The 25,886-nt window shown below is 40.5% G+C and carries 18 protein-coding genes, 1 tRNA gene and 1 pseudogene; 15 read left to right on the top strand and 5 right to left on the bottom strand.

What is annotated here, in order from left to right; genetic code table 11:
• Positions 1-51 precede the first annotated feature (51 nt).
• Both NSMS1_RS03715 and abc-f read right to left on the bottom strand, forming a co-directional pair.
• Positions 52-378 (bottom strand): DUF6825 family protein, encoded by a 327-nt coding sequence (locus NSMS1_RS03715; RefSeq protein ID WP_224091182.1) that lies wholly within the window; start codon positions 376-378, stop codon positions 52-54.
• A gap of 240 nt (positions 379-618) precedes the next feature.
• The gene (gene abc-f, locus NSMS1_RS03710) at positions 619-2,217 is read right to left on the bottom strand and encodes a ribosomal protection-like ABC-F family protein (RefSeq protein WP_224091180.1); all 1,599 of its coding nucleotides are present in this window, start codon (positions 2,215-2,217) and stop codon (positions 619-621) included.
• A 375-nt stretch (positions 2,218-2,592) separates the two neighbouring features.
• Here abc-f and NSMS1_RS03705 point away from each other — a divergent pair, with 375 nt between their 5' ends.
• On the top strand, positions 2,593-3,315 hold the full coding sequence (locus NSMS1_RS03705; protein ID WP_224095061.1) for a Uma2 family endonuclease: 723 nt from the start codon (positions 2,593-2,595) through the stop codon (positions 3,313-3,315).
• On the opposite strand, the gene NSMS1_RS03700 is transcribed toward NSMS1_RS03705, so the two are convergent.
• Positions 3,316-6,021, bottom strand: a complete 2,706-nt coding sequence (locus NSMS1_RS03700) for a CBS domain-containing protein (protein ID WP_224091177.1) — start codon at positions 6,019-6,021, stop codon at positions 3,316-3,318. It abuts the gene before it with no gap.
• A gap of 182 nt (positions 6,022-6,203) precedes the next feature.
• Here NSMS1_RS03700 and psbZ point away from each other — a divergent pair, with 182 nt between their 5' ends.
• The 11 genes and pseudogenes from psbZ (at position 6,204) to NSMS1_RS03645 (ending at position 16,615) form a co-directional block, all read left to right on the top strand.
• Positions 6,204-6,392, top strand: coding sequence for a photosystem II reaction center protein PsbZ (psbZ, locus tag NSMS1_RS03695; protein ID WP_067769496.1), 189 nt, complete (start codon positions 6,204-6,206; stop codon positions 6,390-6,392).
• A gap of 195 nt (positions 6,393-6,587) precedes the next feature.
• On the top strand, positions 6,588-7,157 hold the full coding sequence (gene ribH / locus NSMS1_RS03690) for a 6,7-dimethyl-8-ribityllumazine synthase (RefSeq protein WP_224091167.1): 570 nt from the start codon (positions 6,588-6,590) through the stop codon (positions 7,155-7,157).
• 300 nt (positions 7,158-7,457) lie between these two features.
• Positions 7,458-7,529: transfer RNA gene (locus NSMS1_RS03685), tRNA-Gly, on the top strand.
• A gap of 654 nt (positions 7,530-8,183) precedes the next feature.
• On the top strand, positions 8,184-8,591 hold the full coding sequence (locus NSMS1_RS03680; RefSeq protein ID WP_224091164.1) for a hypothetical protein: 408 nt from the start codon (positions 8,184-8,186) through the stop codon (positions 8,589-8,591).
• Between the two features lie 4 nt (positions 8,592-8,595).
• Positions 8,596-9,861 carry a glutamate-5-semialdehyde dehydrogenase gene (locus NSMS1_RS03675; RefSeq protein WP_224091162.1) on the top strand — a complete coding sequence of 422 codons (1,266 nt, stop codon included), beginning with the start codon at positions 8,596-8,598 and terminating at the stop codon, positions 9,859-9,861.
• 141 nt (positions 9,862-10,002) lie between these two features.
• Positions 10,003-11,163, top strand: coding sequence for a hypothetical protein (locus NSMS1_RS03670; protein WP_224091160.1), 1,161 nt, complete (start codon positions 10,003-10,005; stop codon positions 11,161-11,163).
• Positions 11,160-11,747, top strand: a complete 588-nt coding sequence (locus NSMS1_RS03665) for a hypothetical protein (RefSeq protein ID WP_224091158.1) — start codon at positions 11,160-11,162, stop codon at positions 11,745-11,747. The genes NSMS1_RS03670 and NSMS1_RS03665 overlap by 4 nt, the downstream gene beginning before the upstream one ends.
• 28 nt (positions 11,748-11,775) lie before the next feature.
• Positions 11,776-12,294 carry a hypothetical protein gene (locus NSMS1_RS03660; protein WP_224091155.1) on the top strand — a complete coding sequence of 173 codons (519 nt, stop codon included), beginning with the start codon at positions 11,776-11,778 and terminating at the stop codon, positions 12,292-12,294.
• A gap of 17 nt (positions 12,295-12,311) precedes the next feature.
• Entirely contained in the window at positions 12,312-12,857 is a 546-nt protein-coding gene (locus NSMS1_RS03655; protein WP_224091153.1) for a GIY-YIG nuclease family protein, read from the top strand.
• 158 nt (positions 12,858-13,015) lie between these two features.
• The gene (locus NSMS1_RS03650; protein ID WP_411908659.1) at positions 13,016-14,800 is read left to right on the top strand and encodes a protein kinase domain-containing protein; all 1,785 of its coding nucleotides are present in this window, start codon (positions 13,016-13,018) and stop codon (positions 14,798-14,800) included.
• A gap of 208 nt (positions 14,801-15,008) precedes the next feature.
• Positions 15,009-16,615, top strand: a pseudogene (locus NSMS1_RS03645) (protein kinase domain-containing protein).
• Positions 16,616-16,766: 151 nt separating this feature from the next.
• On the opposite strand, the gene NSMS1_RS03640 reads toward NSMS1_RS03645, so the two are convergent.
• Complete coding sequence (locus NSMS1_RS03640; RefSeq protein WP_224091149.1) at positions 16,767-19,133, bottom strand: ATP-binding cassette domain-containing protein; 2,367 nt, start codon at positions 19,131-19,133, stop codon at positions 16,767-16,769.
• Between the two features lie 164 nt (positions 19,134-19,297).
• On the opposite strand from NSMS1_RS03640, the gene NSMS1_RS03635 reads away from it, so the two are divergent.
• The 3 genes from NSMS1_RS03635 to NSMS1_RS03625 all read left to right on the top strand — a co-directional run bounded on the left by NSMS1_RS03635 (position 19,298) and on the right by NSMS1_RS03625 (position 23,760).
• Entirely contained in the window at positions 19,298-21,028 is a 1,731-nt protein-coding gene (locus tag NSMS1_RS03635) for a protein kinase domain-containing protein (protein WP_224091148.1), read from the top strand.
• A gap of 98 nt (positions 21,029-21,126) precedes the next feature.
• Positions 21,127-21,837: a D-alanyl-D-alanine carboxypeptidase family protein gene (locus NSMS1_RS03630; RefSeq protein WP_224091140.1), complete on the top strand. Its 711-nt coding sequence runs from the start codon at positions 21,127-21,129 to the stop codon at positions 21,835-21,837.
• 156 nt (positions 21,838-21,993) lie between these two features.
• Positions 21,994-23,760: a serine/threonine protein kinase gene (locus NSMS1_RS03625; protein ID WP_224091138.1), complete on the top strand. Its 1,767-nt coding sequence runs from the start codon at positions 21,994-21,996 to the stop codon at positions 23,758-23,760.
• A gap of 116 nt (positions 23,761-23,876) precedes the next feature.
• On the opposite strand, the gene NSMS1_RS03620 is transcribed toward NSMS1_RS03625, so the two are convergent.
• On the bottom strand, positions 23,877-25,325 hold the full coding sequence (locus tag NSMS1_RS03620) for a S8 family peptidase (protein ID WP_224091135.1): 1,449 nt from the start codon (positions 25,323-25,325) through the stop codon (positions 23,877-23,879).
• Between the last annotated feature and the right edge of the window lie 561 nt (positions 25,326-25,886).

The following is a 25,886-nucleotide window of genomic DNA, read 5'->3' as shown; positions in this document are numbered from 1 at the left end:
TTGTAAAATGTCATTTGTCTGTAAGTCTTGACTAATGACTCATGACTAAATCTATACTGAACTGCTGCGGTAACGTTGTAACTCATTACGCAATAGGGCGATTTCTGCTCTTAACTCGTCAATGTTGGCTTGTAAGTCAACTGATTCAGAGACAGTTTGTCCGCTACCTGTAGTTGTTTGTCCTGCGCCAGTCGCAGCAGAGGCTCGGTTTGCCCTTTCTAATACTTCGTCAGTGAATTGACGTAGTTGCTCTCTAGCTTCCGCATCAAATTTACCGATTTCACTCAAAGCATCAGTAAAAGCGACTTCTAGACGCTCGTTGATCACTTCGGCTACAGCTCTACCCACGAAAAATGCTTGTACGAGAGGATTACTCATAAATTTTTGTTACGCTTATCCGCAAGAGAATTATAACTTGCCTGTATGCTTTACGGCTTCCTTCTTTCTGGTGTAGTTATGTTGATTTAGCCGTTTGGACATCTAAATAATTGTAACTATATAGACATATAATTATCTAATTATAAATACTGGGTCAAGTATGAAAAAAATCTAAAATTTTTGTTTGTAGTAAAAACTTTAGTTTTTAGGGGAGAAGGACTAAAGTCCTTACTACAAACACTACAGTAATTCGTGGTAGTATTGCTCTGCTTGACTGGGTAGATATGTTGTCATCTGCAAGGTTTGTGCTTTTAGTTGAAAACTTTGGGTGATATTAATGCGGCTCAGGAAGTCGATATCGTGGGAGATAACCAAAATTGCACCTTGATATTCGTTAAGGGCTGATATCATTTGCTCAGTGGTTTCTATATCCAGGTTGTTGGTTGGCTCATCGAGAATTAATAGGTCAATTTCTGAAATACTAATAATTGCGATCACTAGTCTAGCTAATTCACCACCACTCAATACGGAAGCACTTTTGTGGACATCATCGTATTTGAACAAGAAGTGTCCTAGCTGTTGGCGTAGCTGCTGATAGTTGAGACTGGGGTTAGCAGTCTGCATATTTTCCAAAATTGTCTGCTGGCGGTTGACTAATTGGTAAGTTTGGTCAAGATACACAGCCTTGAGACTGGGTGCAAGGAAAACCTCACCAGATTTTAGGACAGTTGTGTTGTCTGTTCCTAGAATTGCCTTGATAAGCGAGGATTTTCCAGAACCATTTGCACCGATAATGGAAATGCGATCGCCAGTGACTATATTTAATAGTATATTCTCAATCAGTAGGCGTTCTGATACCCAAAGATTCGCACCTTCAATGTTAACTAAGTTTCTGCGTTTGTGATTTTTCTCCTCTAATTGGATACTCGTTACCTTGTGGGTTTTAATCTTAGTCTCTGCAACTTTTTGAGTAGCTTTAGCTACAGCCGCCTCATGTTTGGTTTTAGCTGTTCCGGCGGAAGACTCGGCTTTACTTTTAATTAGTCCGGCTGCCATTCTGTCGATACTACCATTGAGTAACTTAGCTCTACCATTGCGTTGAGCTTGTGCTGCACGCTGCTGTTCCTGCATCGCCGTAGTTTGGACACGCTTGAGTTCCTTCCTAGCTACTTCGTGCGATCGCATGGCTGCATCTAATTCTATCTGCATCTGTTCTCGGTAGTAAGAAAAATTACCACCGTAAACTTTTAAGCCATCTGGTGTTAGTTCCCAAGTAACATCTGTAACTTGGTCGAGGAAAAACGGCTTGTGAGAAACAATCACAAATGAACCAGAGAAATTTACTAGAAATTGCCTCAAGCTTTCTAATGCTTGTAAATCCATGTGATTGGTTGGTTCATCAAGTAATAATAAATCGGGTTCCTTAGATAAACCAATCGCCAAAAATAACTTTGTTAGTTCACCACCACTTAAATTATTCACTGGTAGCTGTAGGTCAATCTCGGTATTAAACCTCGTCTGAAAAATATCTTGAATCTGCCACCATTCATCAGAAATAGTACTTAAAAAATTTAACAATGTATCTGTATTGATTGCTTCTTTAATAGTACTAATTTGAGGTAAATAGTAGACAGAACCATATTTCTTTACAGAACCTCTTTGGGTATGAACTTGACCTGCAAGTATTTTCAAAAGTGTTGATTTACCGACACCATTGTTCCCAACTAAAGCAATGCGATTACCTTGCTCAATACTTATATTTATCCCTTGAAACAAAGTCCTTTCTAAGCTGAGTTCGTGAGCTAAATTTTCAGCTATTAATATTGATTTTTTCTGCATTATTCTCAAACCTCAATTGGCGAAATACCACCCGTCTCTGTAATAAATCACGGGTAGATTAGGCAAACAAAAAATCCAGCCGCAAAAACTCAACAAGCGGCTAAATGTAGATATCAGTTATAAAAAGTCTGTTAGCTCATGACTATGGGGAAGTAACCTGTCAAATATGTTTTGCTGATTCGGTTTTGACATTTGTTGCCGAGACGCAACATTACTTCATGACTACTTCATTGCAGCTATCTCATTGGAGGTTTGATTATAAACTACAGTGTAGCACAAGAGGATTTCGCAAAGTCAACATATTCTCTCTATGGTTAATCAACATGATGATAAATGCTAAAATAATCGCACCAATAATTGATGCCAATTGATTCTATGACCATTGCCCACGAATTAGAATCACAAAAAGACATCTCGCAAGATGTAATATTTCCCCCTGGTGACTTATGGAGTGACGAACCGCCCTTGGAAACGGAACTACATTTACGACAAATAATCTTACTTTTACAATGTCTAGAATGGTTATGGCGAGATAGAAATGATTTCTATGCGGCGGGAAACCTGACTATTTACTATAGTCCACGTCAACTTAAATCAGAATACTTTCGAGGCCCGGACTTTTTTGTCGTGTTGGGAACTGAACGTAAAACTCGCAAAAGTTGGGTTGTGTGGGAAGAAGATGGTAAATATCCCAACGTGATTTTAGAAATATTGTCTGACTCAACAGCTAAAACAGATAGAGGTTTAAAAAAAACCATCTATCAAGATACCTTTCGTACACCAGATTATTTTTGGTTTGATCCTTATACACAAGAATTTGCCGGGTTTCATATATTAGATGGAAAATATGAACCTTTACAAGCAAATGAGCAAGGGTATTTGTGGAGTCAGCAGTTAGAGTTATATCTAGGAGTTCATCAAGGATTAGTACGGTTTTTTACAGTGGATGGTGAATTAGTACCCACACCAGAAGAAGAAGCACAACAGGCACACCTACAAGTACAGCAAGCACAGCTACAAGCACAACAAGCACAACAAAAAGCTGAACGTTTGGCGGCAAAGTTGCGGGAGTTGAATATTGATCCAGACACAATTTAATTATCGAGGATAGTGCTTGGCTAAAAACTCTTGTGCTTCTAGTTGATTTTTCATATGTCCATCCAATGTAGCGGCTAATAAATCCTCTAGCATTTGTTTATATTGCGGCCCTGGACTATAACCTAATTTCTTCAGGTCATTACCATTTAATATTGGCTGGACATTAGCCCAAACAGTTAAGTAATGCCATATCTGCCGCCTAATTTTTCGCTGACTTTGTAAGGCAATTAAAATCAATATTTCTAGGTTATATTTGCGGAGTAATTGCACTATTTGGCTGGGACGTTGATAATTAGGTAAAGATTCTTCAATCTCGCTTTTCGCTTTAGCTAGGTTTTGTAAGTGCTTAATACTATCTTCTTGTAATTGTAGATTTTTGGCGACTTTACCGCGATACTGTGGTGAGAGGTGGGCAATGATGGCTTCTAAGCGCATTTGCCAGTGAATTAAATTTTGTTGCGGATCAAATCGCCTCAAATAGCTTTCTAGTAAACGCAGTTGACGTTTAAGTTCATCATCTAAACTGAGGGTGGGATGGATGCACTGCAAAGCCCCTAAATTATCGAGTAACTGTAAAGCCGATCTCCAGTAGGGGGCTTCTAAGATGTGCTTTAATTCAGCTTTGAGGCGAGTTTGTAGGGCTGGGGTTTTGGTGTTGGTTTGGGCGGTGCGATCGTAAACGCCACTATTAATGGCATAGCGGATGTATTCTTCGGTACGTGGTTCAAGAGTAAAGCCAAAACGCACCGCAAAGCGCACACCCCGATAGATGCGGGTGGGGTCTTCGATAAAGCTGTTGGCGTGGAGGACTCGGATTTGCTTGGCTTTTAAATCTAGTAATCCGCCGAAGAAATCGAGTAAATCGCCAGCGCGGGGAGGGGTGAGGCGCAAGGCGAGGGCGTTGACAGTAAAGTCGCGGCGGTATAAATCTTGGCGAATAGAACTGGCTTCAACTTCGGGATTGGCTGCTGGGTAAGGATAAAACTCTGTTCTAGCGGTGGCAATATCTACCCATAATGAATCTAATTCGGGGTCTTTGTGCCACAACAAGGCAGCCGTTTGGAAAGCGCCGTGAATTTCTAAACGGGCGGCTGGGTAAATTTCTTGCAGTGCTTTTGCTAGTTCCACACCTGCACCCACATCGGCCGATTTGTGAAAACCATCAACTACCAAATCAATATCTGTAATCATAAGACTGTTGGCTGCGGCTTCTGCCAACAGTAAGTCTCGCACTGCACCACCCACTAAATAAAGATGCCAACCCCTTTTCTCGGCTGCTTGGGAAGCGGTGGTGAGTAATTGCCAGAGTTGGGGATTGAGGCGATCGCGTAATTGTTCCAAGCTAGAAAACTTAACAATATTTTCTCCTTTGCCCCTCTGCCCTTCTGCCTCTCCGCCTTCTCCTTGATGCAGTTCCCGCAACACATCAGTCCGAGTGACAATACCTACTAACTGCTCGTTCTCTAACACTGGTAAGCGACCAATATCATAAGTCACCATTAACGACTCAATTTGTGGCAATGTCGTGTCTGGGGCAATTGTTTTGACATTGGTGGTCATGTAGCCTTTGACTGGCGCATGATTAAATCCGTGGTGTAGGGCAATATCTAAATCGCGGCGAGAAATCACACCTATCAGTTCCCCTTGGGAATCGACCACAGATAAGCCAGAGTGACCGTAACGTAATAATATTCGTTGTGCCTCGGCAATGGTAGTTTCTGGGCGAATTGTGCGAACTGGGGAGGACATCAAGTCCCTAGCTGTAGGCGGATGAGGAATACCAGCTTTGACACCTTTAAGAAGTTGTTGCAGAATATCTTGGCTATCGACACCGCGTAAATTGAGTGATGCAGCTTGGGAATGACCGCCACCGCCGAACGATTGGAATAATTTGTCAAGGTGTAGACCAGGAATTTGCGATCGCCCAATCACAGTCAACCGCACATCATCCTTATTTAAGGGGTGTTCGTTTGCCAAAAGCAAAGCATCAATTTCTGTTAACTCTATCAGTTGCGATGCCAGACTCGATAATCCTGGGACATATCCCTCAGTTTGTAAAGTCACCCAAGCAATAGTATAACCACGCAAGCAAAGATACTCCAATTTTTCCAAGGCTTCGGTTAACAATTTCTGCAATTGAGGAGATAAACCAGGGTCGCGGTAACTGGAAATTACCGATAAACTAGCGCCTTGTTCCATCAACCAAGCCAAAGCCATCGCATCCCGTGGGGTTGATTGGTCATAGGTCAAAGAACCCGTATCGACATGAATACCCAAAGCCATGACTGTGGCTTGGGAGGGGTTAAGGTTGATTTGCTGTTGCTGTAACTCCTCCACAATCAATGTCGTCGTTGCACCTACTGGGGCAATATGAAATTGGGTAGCAGGAATATCTGAATCCTGTCCCATGTGGTGGTCGTAAACGGTAATCGTTTTGACTTGAGGTAAATCCAACCACTCAGCAGGTTTACCCAGGCGATCGCGCTGTTGTGCATCCACCACCGTTAGCGATCGAATTTTTTCAGCATTTACCGAACGTCTTTCAATTAACGGATACTCATCCCGATGCAGCGCTAAAAAATCGCGTACAGGTGGATGTGCGCCACCACTCAACACAATCTTACTTCCCGGCAATAGACAAGTTAACCCTACGGCTGCGCCCAAGGTATCAAAATCTGCTGTAGTGTGGCAAAGAATTAAATCCATAAGAGTTATTAGTCAACAGTCAACAGTCAACAGTCAACAATGAACTATTGACTATGGACTATTAACTAATTGTCGCAATTTCTGCTAGCTTACAAATAAAGAAAAACTGTCAGTGTCGCCAGTTACGATATTCTATTTTTAGTGCTTCCTTTTAGTATGTCGCTGTCTTGGGAGAAGTCAAAATGACCATAATATTCCAATTTGCCCTGGTATCACTTGTTTTACTATCTTTTGTGCTGGTTATAGGCGTACCTGTTGCTTATGCTACCCCACAAAACTGGGTTGAATCGAAAAAGCTCCTCTGGGTTGGTTCTGGTGTTTGGATTGCTCTAGTGTTACTAGTAGGGCTATTAAACTTTTTCGTGGTCTAGGCAAATAATTTGTCTAGGATTTAGTTAAACAATATTAAGACTACAAGAGCAGAAGATCCACTATCACAGGTATCAGATACAAGAGAAATTGGCTAATTTTTCTTGTTGTCCTTACCTAATTGTGTTCTTCTGCTCTTCCATCTTTAAAGAACAAATGTATATTGACAAGAAGTATAGTAGATTTCAGGTAGAGACATGGCAGTTTTCGAGGGAACCTTTACCCAAACAGAACCTTTGCGTTTAGCAATAGTGATTGGTCGATTCAATGACCTTGTAACCACAAAGCTGGTGCAAGGATGCCAAGATTGCTTGAAACGCCACGGTGTAGACCCTGATCCCGAAGGTAATCAGGTAGATTATGTTTGGGTTCCTGGTAGTTTTGAAGTGCCTTTGGTTGCTCGTCAATTAGCCCTTACTCATCGTTATGACGCGGTAATTTGTCTTGGTGCAGTCATTCGCGGACAAACACCCCATTTCGATTACGTATCCTCAGAAGTAGCAAAGGGGATCGCGGCTGCGAGTTTCCAGACAGGAGTACCTGTGATTTTTGGCATTTTAACGGTAGATACGATGCAGCAAGCTTTAGAAAGAGCAGGCATTAAAGCTAATCACGGCTGGGATTATGCCATGAATGCTCTAGAAATGGCTAGCCTCATGCGTCAGCTACGTTCTAACCTAACAGATCCATATTCCCGCACCCAATCTCTACCAGCCGCTTTTCCCAATGCTAACATCGGTAACTTGACCGCAGAGTCTTCTGAGTAAGTGGACAATGGACAATGGACAGTGGACTGGACAGTGAACTTAACCTGTCATGTCAACACTTCTCTTTCCCTTCGGAAAGCTGCGCGAACAGAGACGCTACGCGTTGGCGCAGCCTCTGTCTACGACACGCTCCGCGTTCGCGTAAGCGTCTCGCAGAGAACGTAGAGAACGGCAAGCTCAGTGCAGCGCTGTCAACTGTCCACTGTCAACTGCCATCTCCACCCTTCAACCAGAAAAATTTACAAGTTTAAACAGTTGACAAATAAAAATTAATCTGCCATATTTGTATATGTGAGGTTTGCGGGTATAGCTCAGTGGTAGAGCGTCACCTTGCCAAGGTGAATGTCGCGCGTTCGAATCGCGTTACCCGCTTTTAAGAAAATTAAACATAATATTACGTCAATTGACTGCTGTGTTTATCAGGGTAGACTAGCAGTTTATTATAGATAGTAGATTAAACTAGAAGATAATACTTAAGTAGGTAGCAGTATTATCGGGTGCATCGTAAAAGTTGGGCATGTTGAAGACTAGTTAGGGGAACAGAAGGTTTTCTTCTAGCGATCGCCTTTAATGGGGTAAGCAGCGCTAGCAACAGGTGGCTGATCGCCGATAGCCGGACTTAGTTCATGGCAGTGAACGCACAACTTAAAAAAAATTAAGTTATGGCAGTCGGCTGATAGATAAGGGCATCAATCATCAAATCCTTACTTGAAAAGGCTCTTAGCCCTGTTAAGTGTTACTCAAACCTGTTTTTTTAGAATAAATACATCTCAAATGGGTTGTCTTGGGAGAGTCCGCCACGTAAGCTAAAAATGTACCCTCTATGCTTGCACCATCAATAACTAATCAGATATCAATACATTATTTTTGTAATTTTAGATATGAAAATACAGAAATTGTTAAACAAGCAATTCACTTGGTTTTTATCTGCACGCTCATACATTCCCAATTAACTGGAAAAGTTATGAGTGCTAAGTTCCCAAATGCCCAAAAAAATTTTTATATTTTTAATTGCTAAAAACGCTTGTGCAATCTAAAAAACCCGAAAAAATCGACTTAAATAGTGAATATCCTTGTCCTTGCCGTCGTCGAGGCAAATTAGTGCCGATTACGCTGACAGAAGCTTTTGGTTGCGATCGCTGTCAGCGCATCTTTGTAGTAGAAGATAATGGTCATGTGTTAGAAGAACTTTCTAGCACATATCCCTACAAACGCGCTTGGCGCTGGAATGGCAGTAGTTGGAACCTCGTCCACTCGAAATTGGGAGAAAGATACTTACCTATAGCCTTGGGCAGTATTTTCGTGCTAGTGATTATATGGCTACCATTAGCACTGCGAATGGCCAATGGTTCTAGTCTCATCGCTTGGGCAATGGTGGCGCTATTGTTGGTTCTTTTGCCGGCACTCATGGTCTGGCTTACTTACAGACGATAATTAAATGACCATTGCAGCCGTAGATGATTGTCCCGAACCCATGAAAAGCGCCAAGCGTGCTTTTCACGCCTCCCTGAAGTTAGGCACTACTAAGGGGATAGACCGTAGTCGCGCTGTTCTGGCGATGGCACAAGCACTAGAACAGGCATTTGATGACATCTTAGAAGCAAATACCTTGGATCTAGAAGCAAGCCGGGAAATGGCTGTGCCAGAGTTGATTTTAGATTGGTTAAAGCTAACTCCCAGTAGGTTGGAGACAACAGTAGAAATTCTCCAAAGGTTAGGAGAAATATCTGACCCATTACGACGGGTGAGAAACGCCGACTATCAACCAGAAGACTCTCAAAGTTATTCCCAATTAATGCCATTGGGAGTAATTGCCTTTATTTATGAAGCCTTTCCCGATTTAGGGGCGATCGCCGCCGGGTTGTGTATTAAAACTGGCAATAGTATCATCCTTAAGGGTAGTACAGAAGCGAGTCATTCCAACGCGGCGATCGCTGAAGCATTGCAAAACGCCATTGTCGAAGTTGGACTACCAGCCGGCTGTGTGGAACTAGTAACCACAGAACACGGCGGTTCTCTGCGCGATTTAATTACCCAAGACCAATATATCAACTTAGTCATTCCCTACGGACGTTCTAGTTTGATACAGCAGGTAGTGCGTCAGGCTACTTGTCCGGTGTTAAAGTCAGCGATGGGTAACTGTTATCTGTATTGGTCGTTAAATAGCAGCTTAGAAATAGTGCGTTGGATGATCCTTGATAGCCATGAAAGTGAACCAGATCCCGTCAACGCCATCGAAAAGGTGTTAATTCATCGCCAAGCCATGCCTTCATCGTTAGCAGTATTGTGGAATAGCCTCAAAGAAAAAGGTTTCGAGATTAGAGGTGATGCAGAATTAGTAGAAGCCTTTCCCCAATTGCAACTAGCCAAAGATAACGAATGGGGCAACCCGTATTTAACTAAGACAGTAGCATTTAAACTGGTAGATAGCTTAGAGAATGCGATCGCCTGGATAAATCGATACAGTAGCGGTCATGCTGATGCGATCGCCACTGAATCCTATCAAGAAAGTCGCCAATTTGCTTTAGGAGTTAACAGCGCCGCCACCTATATCAACACCTCTCCCCGCTTCTCCCGTAACCCATCACGGGGTGATTCAGTCTTTTTAGGAATGTCCAATCAAAAAGGACATCGTAGAGGATTTATTAGCTTAGAAACTCTGACTACCCTCAAGCATATTATTCAGGGGAATGGCAGGTTTTAAAACTTGTAATTAACAATTAGAATTTATCTAGATTTACAATCATAATTCAATATATTTAAGTGACTGTAAATACTAGGTCAAACTTTACCAACCGAGAGTTTAGATGATATGTCCAATCGACTCCAGCTTTTTAGAAAAAGAATGGCGGCTTTTGAAGGAGCAGCAGAGCCATCAAAAGCTATTGAAAGTGGTTATTATGTACAAGCGCCAGTAAATTTACTTGTAGATGATATCTCTGCGAGAGTAGCTTTACGTCCCTTTTCTTCCCATCTTTTGATAGGAGGTATTGGTTCTGGCAAAACAACTCAATTATTAGTTGCTTGTCAAAAAATTAATGAAATAGAAGATATTCATGCTATTTATATTGATATCAGCTTATACACAGATATATCTAAAATATCTATTGGCGTTCTGACTGCGATTGTTGGTCTGGAACTTGCAAAACTTATGCAAGATAGTAAAGATAAAAGTATCTTAGCCAATATTAAGTTAATTCGTGACTTAGCATATGGTTATGAATGCTATGATTATAATATTGATGTCTATCCATCTTCAATCAAAATAGAAGGTATTCTTCCTAAGAAATCACAGGGTTATGGAATAAATATATATTTAGTAAACGCAGTACGTGATTTAGCTAAAGCTGCATCCTTAAAATATGGAAATATCGTTTTTATATTTGATGGATTGGATAGACTGGATGATACTGAAACATTTATACGAATTGTGTCTTCAGATGCAAAAGCAATATCATCTATGGGAATTGGTCTAGTATTAGTAGGGCCTTTAACGGCAATTTATATTGATTATCGAGAAAAAATAGAGAAGACCTTAGATTACTTTTATTATCAGCCCTTTTTTGATGTAGATAATGATGCAAATGCTTATAAATTTTTTGAAAAAATTATTCATAATCGTTCATCTGAAAATTTTATAGAAGCATCAGCTATTAAAGCACTTATTCATTTTTCTGGTGGTGTCTTACGTGACTTTATTAATCTGATCCAAATATCAATCGAAGAAGCATATTTATCAGGTAACGATAATGTAATAGCAAATCATGTTTTAAGTGCAGTTGATTCTTTTAGTAGACAACAGCTATTAGGAATTTCTGATAATGAATTAAAAATTATTGAACAGACTATGAATACAGAAAATTTTATCCCTAGAACTAATGAAGATTTACGTTTATTAGTAAGACGCATAATTCTAGAGTATAGATATCCTAAATTACGCCACAGCGTTCATCCGGCTATTCGGACAGTAATTGAAAATAACGCCGATAAATCTATAGTTTCATGAGCAAATCAGTTTCTATTGATGAGTTTCTACAGCGAGTTGCTTCACAACCAGAAGGAAATACTTGGTCGGCAATTATTTTTCCTCAACCAGATTATCAGCAATTAGTCGATGATTTAAATGACTCACTTACTATTTTTGCAGAATGTGAAGTAGGCTGCATTTCCGGCAAGATTTTTGCTAATGATTTAGTAGAGCAAATAGTTAATAAAAATGAAGATTATTTAATTCTTGGTACTTTTGAATCGTGGGATAATCATCAATGGTTTCAATTGGATTGTCAGAGAAGCAAACTGATGAGAAAACGTGGAGTAGTTTTGGTTCTATCTCCAGAATCAGCAAAAGCCATGTTTTCTTATGCTCCTAATATTGCTAGTTGGCTTGGTTTTAGAGTATTTAATTTCTTAAAAGACACAGAATTACTCAGCATTAAAGAACGTCAAGCAAGATTAGAAAGTCTGCGAGAATGGTCAGGTTTAACTGACACTCAAGTAATTGAAATGGCTGAAGCGCAAACTCTGCCACTTGATCCTGAATATGCTGAATGGCTTGTCCTTCTTGAACGGGGGGATTTAATTGAGCAATAAAAATAATTGGGAGCAAATCTGTTACCAGGTGCAAGAACGTTTATCTAATACTGCTCCCTTCCAAGTAAAAAGCGCTAAAGCATTGCGAACTGAAATTTTCAAATGTTTAAACACAGCACAAGATGAGGGTCGTCTTAGAACGGAACTGTATCAAATTCATAAGCTTCTAAAAATCACCCCGCCAAGTAAAGGAATTATTGAAATTACTGGAGGAGAGCGAAATTTTCACCGTGATAAAACTATTCCTCATTTTGAAATAATTGATGGATGTTGGTTTGATTTTGCAATTCTAGTTGACGAAAATTATAAACCTGCTGAGATTATTGGATTTACTTGTGAAATCCGGTTTTTAGATGAGAAACCAATACAATTCTTAAGATTTGACTTGAATCTTCCTGAACATAACAATGAAGGCAGAGAGATGAGATTTCATCTACATCCTGGTAGTGATGATTTCATGGTTCCTAGTCCTCCAATGTCACCGTTGGAAATTATCCACTTATTTCTATATGGTTTAGATACTCCTCAACGTCCTCGTAGTTCTTAGCAAAGACACACTATTTTATGACTACCGAAATTAATATTACTAATTTAGCTAATATTGAATATATTCCTTATATTGATGAAAATGGCCAATTACCTGAAATTTATCAGGGGAAGATTGGAGTATATGCAGTTTTTAATCAAGAAAAATCCCTGCAATTTGTTGGCTATTCTCGTGATGTTTACCTGAGTTTGAGACAGCATTTAGTACGACAGCCACAACAATGCTATTGGGTGAAAGTACAAACTATTGAACGTCCTAGCCGTACAGTTTTGGAAAATATTGAAAAGGCTTGGATAGCTGAAAATGTTGATACGCCGGCGGGGAATGGAGAAGACAAAGAGAAATGGACGCAGCCTGTAGATGTGAAAACCTTCATGACAGATGAAGAACAGGCAAATTATCACAAACCTACCAATGATGAACTCACACAAACTAAAATTATCAAAAATGTAGCTCGACGAGTAGAAACAGATATTTTAGAAACTTTAGAATTACGCGGATTAAAAACTCAATTGCGGTTTAATCCGAAATTAAAAGAAGAAGGTTTACTAGATTTGAAATAATATTTGCTGTGGGGATATGAGGGAGTAACCCACCCCTAACCCCTCCCAGGAGGGGAACAGGAAACAAGAGATGAAAATTAATAACTATGGACTGTTGACTATGGACTAATGACTAATGACAACAGCTATATTAGACTAGCTAGTCTTTTAAGCCTGTTATGACAATACAGCTGTTGAATGATCGCTATCAAGTTATCCGCACATTGGGTGCTGGTGGGTTTGGAGAAACCTATCTGGCTGAAGATACTTATATGCCTTCTAAGCGGCGGTGTGTGGTAAAACAGCTACGACCAATACAAAATAACCCGCAGATTTACCAGATAGTCCAAGAAAGGTTTCAACGGGAAGCAGCGATTTTAGAAGAGTTAGGCGGTGCAACTGACCAAATTCCCGCATTGTACGCTTATTTTGTCGCAGATGGTCAATTTTATTTAGTGCAAGAATGGGTTGAGGGGGATACACTCACAGCTAAATTACAACAGCAGGGGTTATTGTCGGAAACTGCTGTGCAAGAGATTTTAGTAAATTTGTTACCAGTGTTGGAATATGTCCATTCTAAGCGGATTGTTCACCGTGATATTAAACCAGACAATATTATTCTGCGTCATCGTGACGGCAAAGCTGTACTAATCGATTTTGGTGCGGTACGCGAGTCGATGGGAACAGTTGTCAATTCTCAAGGTAATGTTACCAGTTCAATTGTAATTGGTACACCCGGATATATGCCGAGCGAACAAGCAGCCGGAAGACCAGTTTATTCGAGTGATTTATATAGTTTAGGTCTAACAGCAATTTATCTCTTAACTGGGAGACAGCCACAACAATTAGAAACAGACTCCCAAACAGGTGAAATTATGTGGCGAGACTACGCCAGTCATATTAGTCCGGTTTTAGCTAGTGTACTTGATCGAGCGATCGCCTATCATCCCCGCGATCGCTATTCGACAGCTAGAGCAATGTTAGATGATTTACAGAGTCAGAGTAATCCTATTCCACCCACACAACCTTATTTTGCACCTCCACCAGTAGTAGCTAAACCACCAACACCAACGCTTCCCATAGCTCCCAAAGTAGAGGTTTCCGGCAATAATCAGAAAGGCATCCTCTTTGGTAGTCTAATTGCAGGTGGGTTAATTGGTGTATCGGTAATTGTGGGATTTATTTTTACAAGACCATCCCAACCAATAGCCGAGAAAAACACTAGTGAGTCGGTAAAATCTGTAACTCAGACACCAGTTACGTCAACGCCAGTAACTACACCCTCTCCCACAAATATCGTTTCACAACCTCCAGTAACCCCAACACCTGTTGTTCCCTCTGCATCTGACACGCAAAATATTGATTCTGCTCCTACTCCTTTTGTTAATTCCCCATCAACAGATATAAATACAACGGATAATAATTATTTCTGGCTTTCTGAAAGGAGTGTAACTGATGCAGATTTAATTGGTAAAGACGGTTACACCTTAGATATTATGCGAAATAGTATTTTTGCTCGCCACGGTCGCCGTTTTGATAACCAGGGTTTACAAGACTATTTTAATAATCAACCTTGGTATAAACCAATTTATTCGCCTAAAGAATTTCCAATAGAATTATTAACAAAATTAGAGCAGCAGAATGTAGATTATATTGCGGCATATCAAAATCGGTATAACCGTCGATACTTTACAGACTCGTTGAATATAGACAAAACTACCGCAGGTAATGACTTGTCCTTGTCTAATAAGGAAATAACTCCCTCAGCAGATGGGCTATATCATATAGTTATAGACAATCAAAACCCTAACTCCTTAACTGAGGCACGCCAAGTAGTCCGTGATGCTTATCTATCACGCAACAGCACATTAATCTATCTGGCTACAGTCAAAACCAAAGAAGAAGCCCAACAAAAGTTAAAACAGCTACAAACCAAAGCGATGAAAGCACGCATACAGAATTAATTGCTGTACTAATAATTATATAACTAGGGGGAATTTACGTAATCAATTTCCATAAATGTGTAGTGAATTAATAATGAAATAATGCTGATTTAGTTAACTGCTGAAAAAAGGCTCAAATTATTTTAAATAATATTTTTGAAGTAATTACTGACAACAGATAAAACTAAACTATATAACAATTATTACTTGTTCTGCTCTGTGCTAATTTATGGAAACGCTGCTTGACAATCGTTATCGGGTGATTCGGACTTTGGGTAGTGGTGGTTTTGGCGAAACTTTCTTAGCTGAAGATAGCCAAATGCCTTCTAACCGTCGCTGTGTAGTCAAATTGCTAAGACCGATTCATAATAATCCACAAGTATACCAGCTAGTACAAGAGCGTTTTCAACGAGAAGCCGCAATTTTAGAAGATTTGGGTAGTCATATAGACCAAATCCCTACTCTGTATGCTTATTTTCAATCGAATACCCAATTTTATGTAGTGCAAGAATGGGTAGAAGGCGATACACTCACAGCCAAAGTCCAGCAGCAAGGGATATTTAGCGAAAGTGCTGTAAAAGAAATCTTAGTCAATTTATTACCTGTTCTCGAATACGTCCACTCAAAACGCATCATTCACCGCGACATCAAACCAGACAATATTATTCTGCGTCATCGTGACGGTAAACCTGTATTGATTGATTTTGGTGCAGTACGGGAATCAATGGGAACAGTTGTTAATTCTCAAGGTAATCCTACCAGCTCGATTGTCATTGGTACACCCGGCTATATGCCGAGCGAACAAGCAGCTGGAAGACCAGTTTATTCAAGTGATTTGTATAGTTTAGGGATGACAGCAATTTATTTGCTGACGGGGAAACAGCCGCAGGAATTAGAAACCGACCCCCGTACTGGTGAAATTGTCTGGCATAGATACGCCTTGAGCATAAGTCCTACTTTAGCAGGTGTGATTGACCGCGCGATCGCCTACCATCCGCGAGAACGTTTTGCTACCGCTAGAGAAATGTTAGAAGCCTTGCAATTAGGCGTGGTTAACTTTCCCGCTACAGTGCACCCACACCCCAACCTGTAAATCGCCACAACGGTAATAAAGGTGTCCTCCTTGGTAGTTTAATTGCTGGTGGTTTAATTGGTGCTTCTGTTGTCCTTGGTTTTGCCCTCACAAGACCAAATGAACAAGTAACTCAGTCAACATCTACGCCTACCGAAACTACAGCCAGCACCACAACCCCAACTGCGGAACCATCACCCAGTGCTTCACCAACTACCACACCTGACACAACCACAAACAGAGATGTCAGCCAAAACCCCACACGACCAACAAGTGTGCCATTTCCTATAAATTTAACACCCTCAGCCACACCCACAGAGTCGCCATCTTCAAGCAATACAGAACCTAATACATCAGTTCCCCAGGAAACCACACCACAAGAAACCCCTAATGCAAGCCAACCAGAAGCAACAAACCAACCAGAAGTCAATCGACCTTCACCAGACGCGGCGGTACAGAACTATTATGCAACTATTAACCGGGGTGAATATAGTGCGGCGTGGAATTTACTAACCCCCAGCTTTCAAAATAATCGCCGACTGCACCCGAATGGTTATCTTTCTTACCTCGACTGGTGGGGTGGACAAGTGGAAAATGTAGAGGTTGAACAAGTAACGACAGAAGAAGCTAATGCAGACACAGCCACAGTTAACGCTAAGTTGCGATATTTTTTGAAAAATGGCAAACAAACGCCTAGTTCTGTGCGTTTCTCCTTATTATGGGATGGAGAAAATAATAGATGGGTTGTGAGTGGAGCTAAATAATTCGTGATTCGTAATTCGTAATTCGTAATTCGTAATTCGTAGTTTTGCTATGCAAAAGCAAGTTATATCATTTCGGATTTTCTATTACCTATTACCGATTACCCATTACCAACTAAACCAACCATATCGTAATTAATTAGCTGATTGGTTATCAAAAAATATCTTTGCGTTTTTGTAAACAAAATGTCAACGTTAAATAAATAATGCTATGCAAACATAAAAATCCCCAATTTAAACCTAAATTAGACCATGTGGCATCATAAATTGGTGTTGGCTCAAATGGTTGGGGTACGGTGCTACCATCTGGTAATTTAATCGGTTCAGGAACTAGAGAATTGATATTGACTAAAGCGCCGTAAGCTCCTACTGACCAACGACTGAGCATTAACCAAGAAACTATCCGGCCTGCACCCTCCATTTTAAATAGAACGCCAGAAAATATGATTTGTGGTAGTAAAAGTAATGGCAGAGAACTATTTGCTTGACTACTATTTTTTACAAATGTGGAAACAAGTAAACCGAGATTAATGCTAGTAAAAAGAGTGAGAAATGTAGTAATTGCCAAACCTATTTGCCAAGAAATAAGTTCTGGTTGTGGGGATTTAAAAGCAAGCACAATGATAGTTGTTATTAATAATGTTTGTAATACCGCTAGGGTAGAAAGAATAGCAACTTTGGAAGTCAGATAAGCAAATAAACTCAAGTTCACCAGCCGTTCTCGGAGATATATTGCTGATTCTTTGACAATTTCTTGTAAGGAACTGGAAAGACCTACCCACAAGGCGGCGCAGGTGAAAACAAATAATACCCGTAAAGCTAATGGAGCTAAACTAGCATCTGGTTCATTTCCTAGAATTAATGGGTTTTTATTTCTAATAGCGAGTGTCATTAAACTAATACCGATTGGTGCAGTTAACAGTGCTAAGGCTAGGTTAATGATGTCTCGCTTTTGAATTTGAAAATAACGTTGGGTCAAAATACTAAACTGTTTCCACCAAGAAACCCGATGCTTTTGTTGAGAAGAAGTATGTAATGGTGATGTTGGGTTGCCACGACTCAGGTGATTTTCAATATAACGGCGATAATCATCTGATTTATGAAATTTGGTGGCTTGGTCAATAACATTTTCTGGCTTTTCTAGTTGATTGTAAATATCTGCAAAGTCTTCTCTAACGCCAAAGAACTGTAAGCATTCCTGGGGAGGACCGAAATAACATAACCTGCCACCTTGTCCTAAAAATACCACGCGATCGCACAATTTAATATTAGCTGTTGCGTGTGTCACTAAAATCACCGTTCTTCCTTGGTCGGCTAATTTCCGTAACAACTGCATCATCTTTTTATCCAACCCCGGATCAAGTCCTGATGTCGGTTCATCCAAGAAAAATAACTTAGGATCGGCTAGTAATTCTACCCCTATGCTTACCCGCTTACGTTGTCCGCCACTCAGTTGTGATACCTTGGCATGACGACGATGCGACATTTCCACATCTTGTAAAGTCTTTTCCACTACCTTAGCCACATCAGTATCTGGTGGTAGTCGTAGCTTGGCGGCGTAGGTAAGCACTTCAGCCACTTTTAGTTCTGGATGAATAATATCGTCTTGGGGTACATAACCAATATTGGTGCGGTAGAGGTGAAAATTCTTCCGCAGATTTTCCCCATTCAAATACACTACACCTGCGGTTGTTTGCTCAATTCCTAATAATGTCCGCATTAAGGTTGACTTCCCAGCACCGCTACCACCCACCAAAGCCACAAACTGTCCTGGTTCAATGGCTAGAGAGATATCATCTAAACGCCGCTTGTCTTTGTCTTGAATAACTAAGTCGCAAGCATCTAAGCGAATTTGATTACCTTGATCGAGAATTTGCAATTCATCGCCACGCAAAACCAAGGTAAATGGCCCAATACGAATCATCGCACCCGACTGTAATACTACAGAAGTGTTGACTCGTTTACCATTGACGAAGACTCCATTGGTACTATAGTCGCGGAGAATGTAGCGTCCTTGAGGGTCTGTATCAATTGTGGCATGGCGACGAGAAACCGTTGGTGCATCTAAGGTGAGGGTAGCGTCGTGGTCGCGTCCTAGCAAAACTGAGCGATTTTTTAAGGTAATATTCTGTGGTTTCCCTGTAGTATTTGCTACCTTTGCACCTGGATTATGGTATTTCAATAAAACTTGGTTTTGGGGATTTTGACCAATGCGAATTTCTGTCCCATCCTTAAGGGAATAACCAGAATCAGGAGTGATACGAATTTGATTGATATATAACCCATTGGTGCTAGGTTTTGTTCCATCGCCATCATAAATACGGTAGTCTTGCCCATCTTTTTTCAGGATAGCGTGACATCGCCCTACTACTTGCCATTCCTCTGGCACAAGTAGATCCGCAATAGTGCGATCGCGTCCAATTCTATGCTGTGGTTGTTCTAGTTCAAAGTTAACTGTACTACCTTGTTTTTCTAAAATTAAATAAGGATTAATTTTGTTACTAGTTTTATTAATATTCATTAAATTTTCATTTTGTAAATATTTATTGACTTTTTGGCAAGCTACTTAAATATATTTTTGTGATAAATATAAATATTTACTAACAAATATGCGAAATATAAATACTCTGCAATGAAGTATATAATCAATCATCCGAAGAAATCAATTAATCCGGTGTGAACGGAATGCAAACACCAACTGTATTAAACAATCGCTACCGAGTCATTCGCGTCTTAGCTGCTGGTGGATTTGGCGAAACATTTTTGGCAGAAGATACACAAATGCCATCAGGACGCAGGTGCTTAATTAAAAAGCTCAAACCTGTGGCTAATAACCCGCAGATTTATCAGTTGGTACAAGAACGGTTTCGGCGGGAAGCAGCAATTTTAGAAGAATTAGGTGATGGATGTAATCAGATACCTAAGCTATACGCCTACTTTGTAGAAAATGACGAGTTTTTCTTAATCCAAGAATATATCGAAGGCGAAACTCTACAACAGAAGTTACAACAAGGATTGTTGAGTGAAGCTTCTGTCAAAGAAATTATCATCAGTATTCTACCGATTCTTGATTACGTCCACAGTAAGCGGATAGTTCATAGAGATATCAAGCCGGACAATATTTTGATTCGCCACAGTGATGGTAAACCTGTGTTAATTGACTTTGGTGCAGTCAAAGAGACAATGGGAACAGTAATGACTGCTTCTGGTAACTCTGACAGATCAATTGTAATTGGTACACCAGGATTTATGCCGAGTGAACAATTGGCAGGAAGACCAGTATTTTCTAGTGATATCTATAGTTTGGGACTAACAGCAATTTATCTGTTGACTGGAAAATTTCCGCAGCAACTAGAAATCGATCCGGCTACAGGGGATTTATTGTGGCGACAGTATGCTTTAAGCGTAACTCCCAGTTTCGCAACTTTTTTAGATAAAGCGATCGCCTCACACGCACGCGATCGCTTCGCCAGCGCCAAAGAAATGTTAGAGTCCTTACAGCATAGTGCTACACCAATTCCCCCAACAATTCCTGTAGCGACTCCTACAGTAGTTTCTCAACCACCCGCACCCGTACCACCGCAACAACCTACTGTTGTCACCCAACCACCAGCACCAGTACCACATCAGCACAGCTATTCTCAACCCCCAACTCAACCCAAGCAAGGAATGAGGGATTGGCAAAAAGCAGTGATTATAGGTAGTGTTATTGGTACATTTGTTGTTAGTGGTTTGTGGTTAATTAGAGGACAGTTATCTCAGCCACAAGATTCTACAACAACTGTTACCCAATCTACTCCTTCACCAACACCATCTGCATCAACTCTACCAAGTTCAAATACCCAAGCAAATTCTAGTCAAACCGAACCAAATTCTTCAACAAATACTCCCAATAATATTCAACCTTCACCCACCCCATCAGTAAGTAATTCTTCCGAACCAATTGTTTCTAATTCTCCTAAACAGCAGGAAAATACCCCTGTAATTACTCCTACAAAGACTGCGGTTGAAGAAACAACAATTACCCAAGAAGACGCAAAAGAACTAATTAATAAATGGTTAATTGCCAAGCGAGTAATGTTTGCTCCGCCATACGACCCGCAACCAGCTAATGAATTAACCACAGGCGAAGAATATGAAAATATTGCCGGAGCAGATGGTTCGATTAATTCTCTAAAAAATGATGGTCATTACTATAAATATGGTCTGCAAAGAATTGATAGTGTAGATGAATTTTCCGCCAATGCTAACCAAGCAGCAATTACAGTCAAGGTAACTGAAGATAGAACACTTTATGATAAAAATGGAAACGTTGTTCCTAGCCAGACAGATTTTAAAACTAGGGTAGTTCGCTATAATTTGCAACTTGTAGATAACAAATGGAAGATAGCTTCCAAAACTAATTTTACAGACTAAATATATTAATTATGAGAAGAAACAGTAAAAATTCCTATCTTCTCCGTATGATGGGGATTGCCGCAGTAGTTTCATTTATTATTGTAGTTTCTGGAGCTATGCTAATTCGATCATCAAGTCCGAATCCTGCGGTACAACCCACTACAAATCCTCCTACACCCACTGTAATTACTTCTAATTCCCAGCCTATTTCACCACAATTACCAAGTGTTAGTATCACCACTAACTCTCAACCAATTAGTATAGACAAACTATCACCAGCTAACAATCAAAGACCACTCAACAACCAGCCTAGTTATGGTCACTTGAGTTACGCACAAGCTGATGTCAATCAAATGATAATTGTCGGTAGCTACGCTACGGGAACAGAACAAAGATTTGAATCACTTCATCCAGAAGCGGCTCAAGCATTGATGAAGATGATTTATGCTGCTAGAGAAGAAGGTGTATGGATAATTCCTGTTTCTGGTTTCCGCACCATAGAACAACAACAAAAATTATTTGACAACCAAATTAAACGCCTTGGTTCTGTTGAAAAAGCAGCTAAAATCAGCGCACCTCCTGGACATAGCGAACATCATACAGGTTTTGCTGTAGATGTAGCAGATGGAAAACTGCCCAAACAGGATTTGACTTTGGCATTTGAAAAAACAGAAGCTTATCGTTGGTTAACTGTTCATGCTCGTCAATTTGGCTTTGAGTTGTCTTTCCCAGCAAATAATCCCCAAGGAGTAAGTTTTGAGCCTTGGCATTGGCGTTATGTAGGTTCAACAAATGCAGCAGCACTATTTGCTAATGCCAGAAAATAGATGATCAATCTTGAGTTCTGAGTTGGGAGTGAGTAAGGAAGTATTTTCTCCCTTGTCTCCCTCATCTCCCTCCTCCTGCCATACCCCCAAATAGGAACATAACCTATCGCCACATCGTGATGTACATTGAGAAAGGGCGGACAATTTAAAATTCGCATGACATCTATTCTGCTGAACAATCGCTATCAAGTTATTCAGGTACTCGGTGCTGGGGGGTTTGGGGAAACCTTATTGGCGGAAGATACCCATATGCCTTCTCGCCGTCGTTGTGTGATTAAGCAACTCAAGCCGGTCAGCAATGACCCTCCAACCTATCAAATAATTCAACAACGGTTTGAGCGGGAAGCAGCAACTCTAGAGTATTTAGGCGAACATAGTGATCAAATTCCCAGACTCTACGCTTACTTTTTGGAGAATGGGCAGTTTTACTTGGTGCAAGAATGGATTCATGGACAAACTCTGAGAAATCTAGTTGCAGACACAGGAACTCAAAGTGAGGCAACTGTTAGAGCTATATTGTTGAGTCTGCTAAAAGTTTTAGATTACGTCCACAGCAAAGGCATTATTCATAGAGATATCAAACCAGATAACATTATTCTGCGGACTGTTGACCAAAAGCCTGTGTTGATTGACTTTGGTGCAGTTAAAGAAACGATTCGTTCAGTTGTTGGTTCTCCAGGATATGTGACGCGATCACTCGTCATAGGTACACCCGGATATATGCCCAGCGAACAAGCCGTAGGTAGGCCAGTTTACGCTACAGATATTTACAGCTTGGGTTTGACAGCAATTTATTTGTTAACTGGTAAAAGTCCTGATGAATTGCCAACTAACCCCCAAACTGGGGAGATTGTATGGCAGAACTTTGCACCTCATATTTCGCCACAATTAGTAGAGGTGCTAAATCAAGCCATTAAACCACAAGCAGGCGATCGCTACAGTACCGCTAGTAAAATGCTGTATGCTTTATCGCCTCATCTGACATCTGAACATACTGTAACTCCCACCACAATACCAACCCAACAAACCCGACATCTAGCTGTTCCGGCTATCCAACCTCAGCAGCGTAGTCGTCAAAAGTCTGCTTGGATAGTTGGTAGCTTGGTAGTGGGTGGTTTAATAGCAGGCGTAGCTATTTCTACTCTCTCACGCCAGCCACAATCAGATACACGGATCGTCAACGAACCTTCTTCCGCCCCAACTTCCCTACCTGATACACCATCTGTTTCACCCCAACCAACCCCATCCTTTTCTTCGCCTGATTCTACTCAGCAACCAGTGGCTTTTGATACACCAACGCCAACAGAAAACCGTCAAACAAACTCTAACCCACCAGAAGTATTTGCACCCATCCCCGAAAACACACCTACAACTGCAAATACTCCCGCACCACAACCCACCCCAACACCACAAATAGAAAATCAGCCCGTTCCAGAACCGACACCCCAAGCTGATTTACCAAGAAAAAAAGCAAATACAAACAGTCCCAACGTTCCCGCCTTTCCTACAGGTACAGCAAGAAGCAGGGTAGAAGCCGCACTCGGAAAACCAAATAGAGATTTAAGAGGCGTGTGGCGCAATACCCGTGCTGTAGTCTATCGCTTAGTACCAAACCAAGTTGACTTAGGCTATTTATTTGATCGTAACTCTGGAGCGTTACGTCAAACTGAAGTAGCTTTTGCCCAGTCCGTAGACCCCGAAGTGATGCAAACTACGTTAGATGGTATGTTAAGCGGTCAATCTAACGCCAGAATTAGGCAAGGTTTACAACAAATACAACAACGTCAGTCAGATAATTTCACTTTTACCGTAGGCGGCGTTAAAGGGCAAATTGTCCGTCAGAGCTGTGATTTAATTTACATCAGCGTTTGGGAAACTGACTTACACGATTTTGTTAGTCCTGCGTCAGCGAAGCAGTGTTGAGTAATGAGTGCTATTAGCGAAAGCGGCGCGTTTAGCGCGTGCTGAGTGAGGGGGACAAGGAAGACAAGGAAGGAAGGGAAATGATCATTAACTCCTGCCTATGGACTATGGACTAATTAACTAATAACCAATTTTTTAACTAGACTGTCAAGCTCGTCGGTGCTTACGTAACTATTTGATGATGTAGAGAGAATTGGGGAATCTGTAGTGTAAGCATTGCTTTGTGAGAAAGATTTCTGGCTATAGCTAGAAGTGTTAGTTGATGTGTTATTTGACGGTGAACCTGTCAATAAGCCACCAATGATAGAGACAAAATTAAAGCCACTACCAGGACTGCTTGTAGGTGTATTTGGTGTAGGTGTGGGTTTATTATTGCTTGGAGAGCCAATAAGTCCTAAGAAATCACTAGGATTAAAACCAAAGCCAGGGCTGGTTGTAGGTGTGGTTGGTGTGGCGTTGGTTTCAGTGTTACCTGCTGTGCTGGTAATAATTTCACGCACTTGGGCTACAGTCAAATTAGGATTAGCACTCAACATCAGAGCTACTACACCGGAAACGTAGGGAGTAGCCATAGATGTACCACTATAATTGGCATACTCATTATTTGGTATAGACGAATAAATGTTCTGTCCAGGGGCTGTAACATAAGACAGTTCATTGCTACCAGAACGATTAGAGAAATCGGTTAAGTCACCTTCGCTATTTACAGCGCCAACGGCAATACCTAATTTATCTGCATAGCGGGCAGGATAACCTGGTTGTGATTTACCATCATTACCAGATGCCATGACAACAATTGCCCCTTTACTATCGGCATATTCAAGAGCAGATTGGAGATTCTGATTAGAGTAATCACCACCTAAACTCAGATTAATTACTCTAGCTCCATTATCTGCGGCGTAGCGGATTCCATTAGCGATCGAATTATAAGAACCCTCTCCAGATTCATCTAAAACTTTGACTGGCATAATCTTGGCATTGTAAGCAACACCAGTTACACCGACTCCATCATTTGCCCCTGAAATAATTCCAGAAACATGAGTTCCATGCCCATTATTATCGAGGGTATTATTATTGTTGTCGTTAAAATTCCAACCGTTAGTATCGTCTACATAACCATTGCCATCATCATCTATACCATTTCCGGCAATTTCTTTAGTATTCGTCCATATATTGTTTTTTAAATCTTGATGATTATAGTCTACGCCAGTATCTATCACAGCCACAGTTACGCCCTGACCTGTATAACCATGCGCCCAAACTTCTGGGGCTTTAATCATATCTAATCCCCAACTATTACCACCAAGGGCAGGAACATCACTGTATGGACTTTGACCAGCTGCTTCAGATACGGCTGTGGCTGCATTAATTAAGCCATAACCGTTACTAGAATTATAGGTACTAGTAGCATTAGAAGTAGCATCATTTGATGTGTAGCTACTACTACGACTTCCTAAGTTGGAAACATAATTATTTTCTGTACTAAAAGCATCAGATGAGGAGAAAGAAAGAGAATTTAGCCCGTCATTTGTAAGTGGATTGTGATTATTCTTATTTATGGGCATAGGTATTTGCTCCTCAACTAACGTTAATGTTTTTTGTGGTTTTAATTGTTAATTCTGGACAATTAATATTTACACGCATGATTTTGCCCTCCTAGTCAATAATTACTATGAGTTAATCTATTAAATTGCTTTGTGTTTTACAAAAACCAACAAAATATTTTTTATGATTTTTTAAATTTTTCCTAAAACCTAGTCATTAAAAGCTTGTCTAATTAAAATTAAAATCTAGATTTTGAGTTTTTCATGACAATAAAATGGGCGGCAAATATCAACTCATTTATTGTTTGACTCAACTTTGTAAACAATAAATATCAGAATGGATAAATGGGCGTAATTAGTATTAAATATTGATGGTTTTACGCATGAAAATTGGTGCGATGGTCTCCGACCGACCGGAGGTCATCGCATTTACCTTGGAAAACTCTAAAAATATAACCTACGTATAGATGTAGCTGTTTTGAATACACACCATCCTATGGATAATATCAATTCCGGTTAAATAGTGATGATTAAAGCCTCTGTGTCAGAAGGAAACCTTATATACTTCTGCTCCTTACTTGA

Origin of the sequence: Nostoc sp. MS1 (assembly GCF_019976755.1) — a bacterium.
Classification (GTDB): Bacteria; Cyanobacteriota; Cyanobacteriia; order Cyanobacteriales; family Nostocaceae; genus Trichormus.
Note: the sequence above shows the minus strand (reverse complement) of the source record. Positions and strands in the feature narration are given on the sequence as shown.